At 44.6% G+C, this 13,213-nt stretch carries 10 protein-coding genes; 3 read left to right on the top strand and 7 right to left on the bottom strand.

The features are described 5' to 3' along the window. Positions 1 to 25: 25 nt before the first annotated feature. Positions 26 to 1,216, bottom strand: coding sequence for a glycine C-acetyltransferase (gene kbl, locus DN068_RS14715; protein ID WP_110999693.1), 1,191 nt, complete (start codon positions 1,214 to 1,216; stop codon positions 26 to 28). Between the two features lie 192 nt (positions 1,217 to 1,408). Between kbl and DN068_RS14710 the strand changes: the two genes are divergently transcribed. From DN068_RS14710 to DN068_RS14700, 3 genes are all read left to right on the top strand, one after another. After that, entirely contained in the window at positions 1,409 to 2,140 is a 732-nt protein-coding gene (locus DN068_RS14710) for a carboxypeptidase-like regulatory domain-containing protein (protein ID WP_165836407.1), read from the top strand. A 242-nt stretch (positions 2,141 to 2,382) separates the two neighbouring features. After that, complete coding sequence (locus DN068_RS14705; protein WP_110999691.1) at positions 2,383 to 3,096, top strand: ferredoxin--NADP reductase; 714 nt, start codon at positions 2,383 to 2,385, stop codon at positions 3,094 to 3,096. A 68-nt stretch (positions 3,097 to 3,164) separates the two neighbouring features. Next, positions 3,165 to 5,393 carry a bifunctional alpha,alpha-trehalose-phosphate synthase (UDP-forming)/trehalose-phosphatase gene (locus DN068_RS14700; protein ID WP_110999690.1) on the top strand — a complete coding sequence of 743 codons (2,229 nt, stop codon included), beginning with the start codon at positions 3,165 to 3,167 and terminating at the stop codon, positions 5,391 to 5,393. 260 nt (positions 5,394 to 5,653) lie between these two features. On the opposite strand, the gene DN068_RS14695 is transcribed toward DN068_RS14700, so the two are convergent. The 6 genes from DN068_RS14695 to dxs all read right to left on the bottom strand — a co-directional run bounded on the left by DN068_RS14695 (position 5,654) and on the right by dxs (position 13,193). Continuing rightward, positions 5,654 to 7,432 (bottom strand): glycoside hydrolase family 15 protein, encoded by a 1,779-nt coding sequence (locus DN068_RS14695; RefSeq protein WP_110999689.1) that lies wholly within the window; start codon positions 7,430 to 7,432, stop codon positions 5,654 to 5,656. Between the two features lie 217 nt (positions 7,433 to 7,649). Next, positions 7,650 to 9,203 carry an esterase-like activity of phytase family protein gene (locus DN068_RS14690; protein WP_110999688.1) on the bottom strand — a complete coding sequence of 518 codons (1,554 nt, stop codon included), beginning with the start codon at positions 9,201 to 9,203 and terminating at the stop codon, positions 7,650 to 7,652. A 232-nt stretch (positions 9,204 to 9,435) separates the two neighbouring features. Then, positions 9,436 to 10,017 carry a hypothetical protein gene (locus tag DN068_RS14685; RefSeq protein WP_123985359.1) on the bottom strand — a complete coding sequence of 194 codons (582 nt, stop codon included), beginning with the start codon at positions 10,015 to 10,017 and terminating at the stop codon, positions 9,436 to 9,438. A gap of 33 nt (positions 10,018 to 10,050) precedes the next feature. Continuing rightward, complete coding sequence (locus DN068_RS14680; protein WP_110999686.1) at positions 10,051 to 10,530, bottom strand: hypothetical protein; 480 nt, start codon at positions 10,528 to 10,530, stop codon at positions 10,051 to 10,053. Continuing rightward, positions 10,508 to 11,062 carry an RNA polymerase sigma factor gene (locus DN068_RS14675; protein WP_110999685.1) on the bottom strand — a complete coding sequence of 185 codons (555 nt, stop codon included), beginning with the start codon at positions 11,060 to 11,062 and terminating at the stop codon, positions 10,508 to 10,510. The genes DN068_RS14680 and DN068_RS14675 overlap by 23 nt, the downstream gene beginning before the upstream one ends. Positions 11,063 to 11,258: 196 nt before the next feature. Further along, positions 11,259 to 13,193 carry a 1-deoxy-D-xylulose-5-phosphate synthase gene (gene dxs / locus DN068_RS14670; RefSeq protein WP_110999684.1) on the bottom strand — a complete coding sequence of 645 codons (1,935 nt, stop codon included), beginning with the start codon at positions 13,191 to 13,193 and terminating at the stop codon, positions 11,259 to 11,261. Between the last annotated feature and the right edge of the window lie 20 nt (positions 13,194 to 13,213).

The raw sequence follows: 13,213 nt of genomic DNA, 5'->3' as shown, positions 1-13,213 counted from the left end.
GCGACAGAAAATCAGCGATGAGCGATTATTTAATTACGCCCAGCTCTTTACCTACTTTGGTAAATGCTTCAATTGCTTTATCCAGGTGTTGTTTTTCGTGACCAGCAGAAATCTGTACGCGGATACGAGCTTGTCCTTTTGCCACAACAGGGTAGAAGAAACCAACTACGTAAATGCCTTCTTCCAGCATGCGTGTAGCGAATTTTTGCGCCAGCACTGCGTCATACAGCATTACCGGACAGATCGGGTGCGTGCCTGGCTTGATGTCAAAACCTGCAGCAGTCATCTGATTGCGGAAATACAATGTGTTATCTTCCAGTTTGTCACGCAGGGCAGTAGTTTCGCTCAGCATGTCCAGTACTGCGATAGAAGCGCCTACTACTGAAGGTGCCACAGTGTTGGAGAACAGATATGGACGACTGCGCTGACGCAGCATTTCAATGATTTCTTTTTTACCGCTGGTAAAACCACCAGATGCGCCACCGAGTGCTTTGCCCAATGTACCGGTGATAATATCGATGCGGTCCATTACGTTGCACAGTTCGTGCACGCCACGGCCGGTTTTACCCATAAAACCAGAAGAGTGGCTTTCATCGATCATGATGATAGCATCGTATTTATCTGCGAGATCACAGATTTTATCCAGTTGCGCGATCGTGCCATCCATTGAGAATACAGAATCGGTAACGATGAGGCGTGTGCGGGCATCCATAGAAGCTTGCAGCTGTGCTTCCAGATCAGCCATATCATTGTGTTTGTAACGTGCACGACGTGATTTACACAGGCGTACACCGTCAATGATAGACGCATGGTTGAGTTCATCGGAAATGATGATGTCGTTTTCGCCCAGCAAGGGTTCGAAAACACCGCCGTTTGCATCGAAACAAGCCACGTACAGAATAGTATCTTCGGCACCGAGAAACTTAGAAAGTTTTGCCTCAAGTTCTTTGTGGATGTCTTGCGTACCGCAGATAAAACGCACGGAGCTCATACCGTAGCCGCGTTTGTCGATCGTCTGATGTGCAGCTTCAATCACTCTCGGAGCAGAAGAAAGACCAAGGTAGTTGTTGGCACAAAAGTTCAATACTTTTTTACCACCTACAATGATTTCAGCGCCCTGCTCAGATTCGATGATGCGCTCTGATTTATATAAACCTGCATTTTGGATATCCTGCAATTCATCTTGCAGACGTTTGTAAAATGATGGACTTGCCATGATTGGAATCGAAATTTTGACGGGTCAAAAGTATAAAAAAGGGCAATATGCGCGGCAATATGACCAGATTCTGTGGAAAATACGGGCAAAATCTGTTCAAATAGGCAGATTCGGTTAAAATAATCCCAAAAACGATTCTTATATTTTCTGAAATATTTATGGCGACTTAATTTCACGTTCAATCCCGTTTATTTGAGATACTTATTACTCATAATTGTTACCCTTTTTACCCTCGGTACAGCAGATGCGCAAACTTTAAAAGGTATTGTGACGGATGCCGCTACAGGTAAGCCTCTCGCACCGGTAGTGGTGATCAATGTGCGGACGCAGCAATCAGTATATACCGAAGATAATGGGACATTTTCGCTGCCGGCAAAAAATGGAGATCAGATCGCTTTTACGTTTATAGGTTATAAGACATTGCAATGGAAAATGCCGCCCGCAGTGGGCGTAATTGACGAATCATTTAAACTGGAAGTGACCAGCTATTTGCTGAAAGAATACACAGTCCGTACTAAAAATTACACACAGTATCAGATTGATTCTCTGACAAGGCGGTCTACTTACACACGGGCGCTGGCGCGTGAAAAAGGCGGTTCGGTTACTAGTCCGTTTACTTTGCTTGCGGAACAATTTTCCAAAAAAAGCAAAGACATTTACCGTTTTCAGAAAAATTACGGCTACTGGGAAGACCAGCGGTTTATAGATTCCCGTTACACGCCGGAGCTAGTGAATGCTTTGACAAATCTTACCGGTGATACATTGGCCTATTTTATGAATGCCTATCCGGTGCCGTATGATTATGCCCGCACTGCATCTGAGCTGGAGTTTAAAATGTGGATCCGTACCAATTTCAAAGAATGGATGCGCAAACAGCAGGATTCGACACAACGAAAGCAGATGATGCCGACGGTGAAACAATAGCATCAATGGTTAATGTGGTGAAACGTCAATGACCCCGTTATTTTGGCTTTTCTTGTCAGGCTGAGCGTAGTCGAAGCCGCTTTCCTGTGATTATTCATCATTGACGTTTCACCACTCACATCCTTCGACTCCGCTCAGGATGACAAAAGCGAGCAAGCTTTCAGCTTTAGGCTTTACGCATTCAGCTTTTTTGTTTTGACTTTTGACTTTTGACTTTTTAATTTTGAGCCAAATCTTCGCTTATGATCCCACAATGGCAGAATGGTACCGTCGTTCGTATCGAACAGGAAACGCACAATACACGTCGTTATTGGATTCGTTTAGAAGATGAAACATTTCCGTTTAAAGCCGGACAGTTTGTAACGCTTGATCTTCCGATACATGAGCAGCGCAACAAACGCTGGCGCAGCTACAGTATCGCTTCAATGCCGGATGGCAGCAGTGAAATTGAATTGTTGATATCACTGGTAGAAGACGGCGCCGGCAGCAATTATATTTTTAAAGAAATACAAGAAGGCAGTAACTTTACGATGCGCGGTCCGCAGGGTGTTTTCGTATTGCCGGAACACTTAGACCGTGATCTTTATCTAATCTGCACTGGCACAGGTATTGCGCCGTTTCGCAGTATGCTCCATTATATTCACAAGCATCAGGTGCCGCATGAAAAATTGCATCTGATATTCGGTTGCCGTACGCGCAAGGACTTGCTTTATGCCCACGAAATGAGAGAACTGGAAAAACTAATTCCTGGATTTCAATATCATCCTACACTTTCACGCGAAGATTGGGACGGTAAAAAGGGATATGTCCACCCGATCTACGAAGAACTTGCATCAGAGCGGCATCCGGGGTTGTTTATGTTATGTGGCTGGCGCGCCATGATTGACGAAGCAAAAGAGCGGATTTTAGGAATGGGATACGATAAAAAGGATATACATCTGGAGCTTTATGGATAATTGATTGATAATGCGTTACTGCGTTGGCACAACTTTTTTAGCTGAATAGGCTGATAGGAGATCTTTATATGAACCAGAACAAACGCATAATAATAGTATCCAATCGTTTACCTGTTAAACTGACGTGGAAGGATGGAGCTATTACTTATCAAACCAGCGAAGGCGGTCTTGCAACAGGGCTGTCTACTATCTACAAGCAGAATCAGAATCTTTGGATAGGATGGCCGGGAAGTGCCGTCGCAGAAGAAGACCAGAGTAAAGTGAAGACCGACCTTGCCTTGCAGAATCTTTCCCCGATATTTCTTACACAGCAGGAGATTAACGATTTTTATGAGGGTTTTTCTAACGAAACACTCTGGCCGCTGTTTCACTATTTCCCCACTTACGCCAGTTATCACCCCGAGCAGTGGGAAGTATATCAATCAGTAAATAAAAAATTTGCGGAAGCGGTTTTAAAGATTGCTACCAAGGATGACATTATATGGGTGCATGATTACCAACTCATGCTGGTGCCGCAAATGGTGCGTCATGAATTGCCGGAAGTGAACATTGGCTTCTTTAATCACATTCCGTTTCCGTCGTACGAAATATTCCGTTTGCTGCCCTGGCGCAAAGAATTGCTGTGTGGTGTATTAGGTGCGGATGTGATCGGTTTTCAGACTTACGACGATGTGCGACATTTTATCAGCGCAGCAAACAGATTGGCTGGCATTAACGGTTCGGTAAATGAACTGAATGTAAAAGACAGAGTCGTTTCAGTTGATGCTTTCCCGATAAGTATCGATTATAAAAAATACAGACAGCTTGCCGAACAGAGCATGACGCGCAGGAATGAAAAAAAGTTGCACAAGCTCACCAATAATAATAAACTTATTATTTCCATTGACCGACTTGATTACAGCAAAGGCATCATTCACCGGCTCGAAGCATTCAGCCTGATGCTGGAACGTTATCCGGAGCTGCGCGGAAAAATTGTTTACATACAATTAGTCGTGCCTTCCCGTGATAATGTGCCGAAGTACAAAGAGATTAAAGAAGAAATGAACCGGATGGTAAGCGAGATTAATGGTCGCTTTGGAATGCTTGGCTGGCAACCAATTCAGCATTTTTACCGTTCTTTCTCACCAACACTTTTATCTGCATTGTATCGTGCAGCAGATGTAGCATTGGTAACACCGATGCGTGATGGTATGAACCTTGTAAGTAAAGAATATGTAGCAAGCAAAACAGATCAAAAAGGTGTGTTGGTATTGAGTGAAATGGCCGGCGCATCCCGTGAGCTTTCTGAAGCGGTGATGGTAAATCCGAATGATATCTGGAATTTCTGTGAAACTATTTATCAGGCGCTGAATATGCCGGAAGATGAGCAGAAACGTCGGATGACGGCAATGCAGCAAACCGTTTCCCGGTTTGATATTAATAATTGGGTAACTAATTTTATTGATAAGCTGGCGGAGGTAAAATTACGTCAGATGTCTCTGGCTACTCGTGTCATTAATCCTTCCATTGCGCAAAAAATCGCGATCAGCTATGTGCACAGTGCGAAACGTTTGCTGCTGTTGGATTATGATGGTACGTTGGTGCCTTTTCAGCAACAAACAAAAGATGCAAAGCCGGATGATCAGCTCATTCATATTTTAGAATCGCTCAGCGCCGATCCGCATAATCATGTAGTAATCGTGAGCGGAAGAGACTACGAAACATTAGAAGGCTGGCTGGGTCATTTACCGATTGACTTTATTGCAGAACATGGTGCGTGGTACAAAGAACATGGTAAGGCATGGAAGAATCGTCGTGATCTTAACGTTGATTGGAAGAAGGAAGTTGAAAACGTTCTTTCAGTTTATGTAAACCGTACACCGGGTGCGTATATCGAAGAGAAGAGTTATTCACTTGCATGGCACTATCGCAATGCGCAAGCGGGTTTGGGCGAATTGCGCGCGCATGAACTGGCAGATGATATTCGTCATTTTGTTGCAGACCGCGGATTGCAGATATTGGAAGGAGATAAAGTTCTTGAGATAAAAAATCTTAACGTCAACAAAGGCCGCGCCAGTAAGCGCTGGCTGGAAAAAGAGCTCTATGATTTTATCATGGCAATCGGCGATGATTATACCGATGAAGACATGTTTAAAGCAATGCCGCAAGATGCGATTACAATAAAAGTGGGCAGTAATGTTTCAGCTGCAACTTATTTCTTAAATTCGTATAAAGAAGTAAGAGGATTACTTTCAGAAATGTACCATACAACTGCTTCGGAGACGATGCTTAATCTGCCGCTCAAAGAAGTAAGCTGACCCAATAAGTTCACAACAACTAAGAATGAAAAATCCCTCCCGGCAATATTGTTGAGAGGGATTTTTTTTATGGCTGATGGGAGAATTGGAGATTGTTGATTTGTTCGTAACCATTAAACGGGAAATCAGATTGCCACTTCGTCGTTCCTCCTCATCGCAATGACCCTCATTTTGTGCGTCTGCAGAGTGTTTTACAAGACGTGAGCATTGACGATTCACCATTGACCATTGACCTTTCACGTTTCACAAAAATCAGCGCGCTACAGAAAATTCGGTCGATCCAGTCTCTTCGAAATTCTATACGCAGCGTTCATTAACCCCACATGACTATATGCCTGCGGGAAATTTCCCCACTGACTGCCATCGATTGCGTCTACATCTTCACTAAATAATCCAAGATGGTTTGAATATTGCAGCAGATGATTAAATTGCTCAATCGCTTCTTCGATTCTGCCAACACATGCCAGCGCTTCTACATACCAGAATGCAGTAATGAGAAAGGTCGTTTGTGGTTTGCCAAAATCATCTGCATGCAGGTAACGATAGAAAAGTCCTTTGTCAGCTTTCAGTTCTTTTTCCAATGCGCGTAAATGCCCACGTGCTTTTTCAGACTCGGGATCCAGATAATGCATCATAATCAACTGCAGGGTGCTGGCGTCTAAATGTTTGGTGCCAATTGCCTGTGTATATACATAACGTTCGGGGTCAAAGCAGGCTTCGATTTTATTGGCTGCGCGTTGCATGAGCTTACGTGCGGTCTGCAGCAATTCCTGATCGCCTATATGCTTCGCCATTTTGATCGCAGCGCGGCAGCCCGCCCACTGAAACAAGTTTGTATAACAATGTTCTTGCGTCAGGTTTCTGAATTCCCAAATGCCCGCGTCTGGCTCATCGAGGGTATCGTTGATTTTTTTGAGAATGTTATTAATCCATCGGGCGGAGTAGGGGCGCTCTTCATAAATAAATCGCCGGTCAGTATAAAGCGGCAGTAACGAAAGCAACACCTGGCCGTAAATATCATTCTGAATATGCTCTACTGCCTGATTGCCGATACGCACCGGTTTGTTGCCCATGTAGCCATCCAGGTCCACAATTGTTTCTACAAAATCTGCTTTGCCCGTAATCGTGTACATCGGATTGTAACGTCCGCTGTCTTGCACGGTTACATTAGCGATGAAGTGAAAATATTGTTCTGCTTCTTCGAAGTGACCAATGTTATTGAATGCATTCAGGATATAATAAGCATCGCGCAGCCAGCAAAAGCGATAATCCCAATTACGGCCACTGCCGTCAAATTCAGGCAGACTCGTAGTGCTTGCTGCAATGATGGCACCCGTGTCTTCGTACTGGTGAATTTTTAACGCAAGTGAGGAACGGATTACCTGTTCCTGGTACATATTGCCAATGCCTGTATTCTTTATCCAGCGATGCCAGTACGTACGGGTCTGCATTAAGAAATCTTCTGCAGTTGTGATGAGCGGCGCTTCCAGTGGAAGACCGTACGTAAGCACTAAATACTTCGGTTCTGTAAGTACCAGATACTCCTCGTTGAGAATATTATTGAGTGAGATATTCGTTGTAAGTCGCAGCGGCCGCTCCAGTCCATGAAACTGAATATGATTGCTGCCCATGTAAGGAACGAGTTGTGTTGCGCCATAATCGCCAACTGGTTTACAGGAGACTTTTATTTTTGGATTGTTCTTAATCGGTTCTATTTTCCGTATCAGCATGAGTGGCCGGTAGTAACGGTCGTAGAGCGGAAAGCGCGGCGCAAAATCGGTGACGGTGTATGCACCCTCCTTGCATTCTATGGTTGTGGTAAGAATGTTGGTGTTTTCTACATAAGCCTGTTTCGAATGGAATTCACCTTGCGGAAGAATTTGAAACGAACCGCCTTTTTGTTTGTCAAGCAGTCCGCCAAAAATAAAACTACTGTCGAATCGCGGCCAGCAAAGCCATGAAATATTGGTGTCCTTATGAACATGCGCCAGGTAGGCACAATTGCCTATAATCCCTGATTCATACGTGTGTCGTTGCATAGGCCAGAGTTTATCTCTATGAAGTTACCGCTAATTAGATAAAAAAAGTGCCATCAAAAAAGCTGAAGGCTTTTCAATGGTCAATCGGGTGAAACGTCAAATGTCAAACGTCAGAAAACCGTAGAGTTTGGTTTTTTGCGTCCGTCGTGGGAAAACAAAAAGCGCAAAGCTGTGTTATCAGCTTTGCGCTTTAAGCGTTGGACTTTAAGCTTTAAACTTAATAAATTACAAAGCGAGTGGCGTTTCCATCGTTGGTGCGAATGGTGTACATACCCGCAGAAAGATGTGCTGTGTTCAATTCGGTTGCGTTGCTGATTGCAGCCATCTGACGACCTGTGATGTCGAATACAACCGCAGTTACAGGCGCAGAGAAATGAAGTGTTTCACTCTGATGCAATGGATTCGGGTAAACAGTTACAGATTTCGGTTGTGCATTTACTGAAGTTACCGCTGTTGGTATCGGGGTCGTAATCGTATTCGTCGGTGTTACGTAGTTCGTGATCTTATTCGTTCCCGAAAGACGGTAAACATAGATTGACGATTTCAGATTGGTTGCTGCAATGATGCCATCGGCATCGGCGCTAACAAAGCCGTAGTCATTATCCTGACCTACAGCAATAGTAGAATCATTGATGATGGCGAGGTTTTCCGGTTTGTCCATCGCAGGATTCCAGCCATTTGCCATCAGATCCAAAAACACTGTTTTTTTGCAAGCTGTAATACCTACAGACGCAAGGCCAGTGCTGTCATAATATTGTTCAACAGTTTTGCCGTTGATCCAGTTTTGTGTAATTGGCGTAGCCCCCGACAAACTCAGTGTGTATATTCTTTTCTGATTGTTTGCGTTTTTTACACCATGTTCAATAATCAGGAAAGTACTGTCGTTGATCGCAGAAGCGTCACCGATTTTCCAGTCTTTTGGTTTGATCTTATCACCACCCACATTTGATGTGCCGGGATTCAGATGCACGAACATGCGTGTCGTATTCGTTGTTGGATTGATTTCCAGAATACGCATGATGCGTGTTGTATCTTTTGCGCTTACCGGAAAATCCATGGTGCTTTGCATAAAAGCGTAGATCTTACCATTTGGTGTAATAGCCAGACCTTCAAAACCGCGGTTAGACGTACGATTGCGCAGTACGGTATCAATGCCGATTCTATTCGGGCCGCTGCCGTATGGCGTGTGTCTGTTCAGGATTACACCATTTTTACTCATTTGCAATACGCTGGTTCCGTATTCTTCAGAAACCCAAAAGGTATTGTTCGCACCAATCACAACGCCTTCAGGATCGAGCCCCAGAGAGTCAATGCCAACGGTGTGCATGTTCGGACAATTATTTGATGTGTCAGACCATGCCACTTCACCCGCGCTGCCGAAGCCCACGGGGTTTGGTAAACCGCTTACGTTTGTGCTATCTGGTTTGCGCATGTTCCAGGTCTGTAAAATCTGGATGCTGTCACCCATCAGTTTCAGGCGATGCATTTTTGGTACATAACCAGGAAACGGAAAAATTTTTTCATTGCCGGTGGTGGCACAGTTCGCGCTGCCTGCGTCAATGTTGGGCCCGCGGTCTGAGATGGTGAAAAATTCCAGTTGTGTGCCCGGAATGTAATAAAGGCTGGAGAAACCCGCTTCACGCATGGTTATACCTTGATACGAACCAACTGGTGCTGATGTGTTGTTGGTGTAGGTTTGCAATAAAGTGATTTGGGCATTTGCCGAGAAAGCGGCTACGAGGGCTGAAAGTGCTAAGTATAATTTCTTCATCTGATTGTTTTGACAAAAGAAGAGATCTAATATTAGCCATACGTTAAATCTTATTATCCTATACAATTGACAGTTGACAATGGACAATTGACAGTGCTCGTGGTCCGTAATTAGGTTTCGCGACGTATCAACTTGTCAACGTTTCAATGTACTCGCGCCGGAAGTGTTTGGAAGAAAAATGGCGAGCGCCGCCGCTCGCCATTCATAGCGTTCATTTGGTTAATAAACGTATCTAGTTTTCAAAGCTCAGGTTTACGGGCTGTTGCTCTGGTAAAGAACAGACTTCACATTCTCCGGTAGTCGGAACTGTGTTGTCCACTATTTCGAAATTTATATCAGTAAACCATATCTGGCCGGTTTCGCAGAGTAGCGCACCATAAGAAAAGCTGCTGGCCGTTAGCGGTATGTTGAGTACGATTTCATATTTGCGCCAGTCTGTAGTGCCTTTTACCGGGCGTTTAGCCATGTTGTCAAACGCCATTGCGCGTGTGCCGTTTACACCATCCACACGCAACCATAATCCAGCCCAGTCTACAACATCTTCTGATTTCATATAGCCGCTCATGCGTACTCTTTTACCAAGATATTTATCAGCGACAGATGTTTGCATCAGCGTTCCAAAACCGTTCGGGTGTCTGTCTTTCGACTTGATGGTTGCAGCATTTTTACCGTTGGGGCCCGCACCTTTCTCTATTCCCATATCATATTTTTTAGGTTCGCTTCCGGCTGCATGCCAATGATCCGGCAATTCAAAGGCGAAAAGAACAAATGCGATACTGGCAATTGCGATACTCTTTAAGAATTTTGTTGTCATGAAAATCATTTTAGACTGAATGAACTGATAGTGTTAGTAGGCAATTAAATCCTGGATAGTTGCGTCAAATCCGGGTGGCGTTCCGCCGATCGATATAAGACAGTCGTTCACGGATTTTTTCTTTGCAGTAGTTCGTGTTGGTGGAATCGGATTACGTTGCTGTAATATTTTCTTCTTTTTATGATTAGCAGATGGTGGTGTTTTTATTGTTTGCAAATCCTGCATTTCCGGCTGCATATATGGATGTTTTACGGTAGCACTCATCTGACGTTTTGCTGGTTCAGCTTGCGGCGATGGAGTTGAAGAATGCATCATAAAAAAACACAATAATCCGGCAATGCAGGCAGCTATGCCGCTCCATAAGAAAACTGTTTTGTTTTTCTTTTTCGGCGGTGCCAGAACTTTGTCCAGACGATTCCAGAGCTCCTCCTTGCCGGGTCGGATATTTTCAGGAAAGGTCTCTAGCGAGGCCAGCTTTTCGCGTATCCTCTTATCTTCCTGTCTGTCTTTCATAGCTACAATATTCTTTAGGCAGCATTTTCTGCAGCATGCCGCGTGCTTTATTCAATTGCGATTTTGATGTTCCTTCTGTAATGCACAATGCTTCCGCAATTTCCTTGTGGCTATAACCTTCCACCACAAATAAATTGAAAACAGTGCGGTAACCCGAAGGTAAATTCCTGATCAGCTTAAAGATCTCGCCCGCTGATAAATGATCCAACGTATGATTGTCAACTGGAAGTTCTTCAGCATATCCTTCTTCAACAAAATGAAACTGTTGTTGCCTTCTCAGAAACATCAACGCTTCATTGATCATGATTTTCTTAAGCCACCCGCCAATGCTTCCTGTACCACCATACACAAACCGGTCTATGCTATCATAGAATTTATAAAAACCACTCAGCATCACCTCTTCGGCATCCGCCTGATTCTTCACATAACGCAGACAAATCATCAGCATCCCGTTTGAATAAGCATCAAACAGAAATCGCTGCGCCTTTCGGTCGTTTTGTTTACACTTCAATACGGCTTTGGATTCGTCCATTAAAGACTGGGTTGTATGGTGGTTGTAAATAAATATATGCTTAATGGGAGGAGAAGGTTGCCTGCGAAGGAAAAATATTTTTATCGCTGATTTGCGTATTCTGTGGAGCCGTTGCATGCAACGGCTCCCGATAGCACGGGCAAAAAAAAGACTCGCCAGTGGCGAGCCGTTCTTTTATCGTTGTCTCTTTAAAATCTTATTTAGCTAAAGCCTCCGCAAGAATCGCAGAATTCAGCATTTCACGGACCGTTGCTACAATGCCTTCCGCGTCGTAACCACATTCACGATGCAGTTCTTCAGGTTTGCCGTGTTCCACAATATGATCAGGAATACCCAGCATTTTTATTTCAGGTGCATAATTGTTTGCAGCCATAAATTCAAGCACCGCACTGCCAAATCCGCCAACAATAGTTCCGTCTTCGACAGTTACAATACGTTTATAGTTTTGAGCTACCTCGTGAAGTAATGCTTCATCCAGAGGTTTTGCAAAGCGCATATCAAAGATGCCCGGTACAATACCTTCTTTCGCGAGTGTTGCTGCTGCTTTCACCGCAAAATTTCCCGGATGGCCAATGGTAAGAATAGCGATATCATGTCCGTCCTGAATCTTACGACCTTTACCGATCTCAATTTTCTCCATTGGTGTGCGCCATTCAGGCATTACACCTTGTCCGCGAGGGTAGCGGATTACAAATGGAACGTCTGTTTCCGGAAGTTGAGCAGTGTACATCAGATTACGCAGCTCAGCTTCGTTCATCGGTGCACTTACTACCATATTCGGTACACAGCGCATAAAGGCAATATCATAAGCGCCGTGGTGCGTCGGACCGTCATCACCTACAACGCCCGCACGGTCGAGGCAGAAAATAACAGGTAATTTCTGGATGGCAACATCGTGAATTACCATATCATAAGCGCGCTGCATAAACGAGCTGTAGATATTACAGAATACCTTTAGCCCTTGCGTAGCCATACCCGCACTGAGTGTTACCGCGTGTTGTTCTGCGATACCAACGTCAATAGCGCGGTCTGGCATTTTATCCATCATGAATTTCAGCGAGCAGCCGGAAGGCATTGCCGGCGTGATACCCATGATGAGCGGATTTTTTTCGGCCAGCTCAATAATTGTATGACCGAAAACATCCTGGTATTTCGGAGGTTCAGGAACCACCGCTACTTTTTTATTGATCTTCCCGGTGATTTTGTCAAAAGTACCCGGCGCATGCCAGAGTGTTTGATCTTTCTCTGCCAGTTCGTAGCCTTTCCCTTTTACTGTTTTAATGTGCAACAGCTTCGGACCAGGAATTTCTTTGAGATCTTTTAATGTTTCTACCAGCTTCAGGATATTATGACCGTCAATCGGGCCAAAATAGCGCATGCCCAGTGCTTCAAAAAGATTGCTGCTTTTAGACACCATTCCTTTCAGGCTGGCTTCCATTTTAGAAGCCATTTCGCGCTGCAGATCACCGTAAGGCAGTTTGCCCAACAGTTTCCATACATCGTCGCGAAGTTTATTCCAGGTATGAGAAGTGGTAATATCTGTAAGGTATTCTTTCAGCGCACCAACGTTCGGATCGATCGACATGTTATTGTCGTTCAGAATTACGAGGATATTGGAATTGCTGACACCCGCATGGTTGAGCGCTTCGAATGGCAAGCCCGCAGTCATCGCGCCGTCGCCGATTACAGCTACGTGCTGACGTTGGTGTTCTCCTTTGTATTTGCTGGCGATTGCCATGCCCAATGCAGCAGAGATAGAAGTAGAAGAGTGCCCGACGCCGAAAGCATCATAGTCGCTTTCGTCGCGTTTCGGAAAACCGCTGATACCGCCATATTTGCGGTTGGTATGAAATACCTTGCGGCGACCGGTAAGGATTTTGTGTCCATAAGCCTGGTGGCCTACGTCCCATACCAGCTGGTCGTCTGGCGTATTCATGATATAATGCAAAGCCACCGTCAATTCTACTACGCCAAGGCTCGCACCAAAGTGACCGCCATGTACGCTGACACAGTCAATGATAAACTGTCGCAGTTCATTGCAGACTTGCTGCAACTGCGATTTATTTAGTTTTTTCAGGTCGGCTGGGGTATCGATCTGGCTCAGAAGCGGGCCTGCGGCTATTTCTTGCATTCACTAGACGGTTATGGAAA

The sequence above is a fragment of the Taibaiella soli genome (genome assembly GCF_003236175.1).
In the GTDB taxonomy this organism is placed as follows: domain Bacteria; phylum Bacteroidota; class Bacteroidia; order Chitinophagales; family Chitinophagaceae; genus QKTW01.
Note: the sequence above shows the minus strand (reverse complement) of the source record. Positions and strands in the feature narration are given on the sequence as shown.

Excerpts from the sequence above, each read along its gene's own strand:
- kbl (WP_110999693.1), bottom strand. The coding sequence starts at position 1,216 with ATGGCAAGTCCATCATTTTACAAACGTCTGCAAGATGAATTGCAGGAT.
- DN068_RS14705 (WP_110999691.1), top strand. The coding sequence starts at position 2,383 with ATGATCCCACAATGGCAGAATGGTACCGTCGTTCGTATCGAACAGGAA.
- DN068_RS14700 (WP_110999690.1), top strand. The coding sequence starts at position 3,165 with ATGAACCAGAACAAACGCATAATAATAGTATCCAATCGTTTACCTGTT.
- DN068_RS14695 (WP_110999689.1), bottom strand. The coding sequence starts at position 7,432 with ATGCAACGACACACGTATGAATCAGGGATTATAGGCAATTGTGCCTAC.
- DN068_RS14690 (WP_110999688.1), bottom strand. The coding sequence starts at position 9,203 with ATGAAGAAATTATACTTAGCACTTTCAGCCCTCGTAGCCGCTTTCTCG.
- DN068_RS14685 (WP_123985359.1), bottom strand. The coding sequence starts at position 10,017 with ATGACAACAAAATTCTTAAAGAGTATCGCAATTGCCAGTATCGCATTT.
- DN068_RS14680 (WP_110999686.1), bottom strand. The coding sequence starts at position 10,530 with ATGAAAGACAGACAGGAAGATAAGAGGATACGCGAAAAGCTGGCCTCG.
- DN068_RS14675 (WP_110999685.1), bottom strand. The coding sequence starts at position 11,062 with ATGGACGAATCCAAAGCCGTATTGAAGTGTAAACAAAACGACCGAAAG.
- dxs (WP_110999684.1), bottom strand. The coding sequence starts at position 13,193 with ATGCAAGAAATAGCCGCAGGCCCGCTTCTGAGCCAGATCGATACCCCA.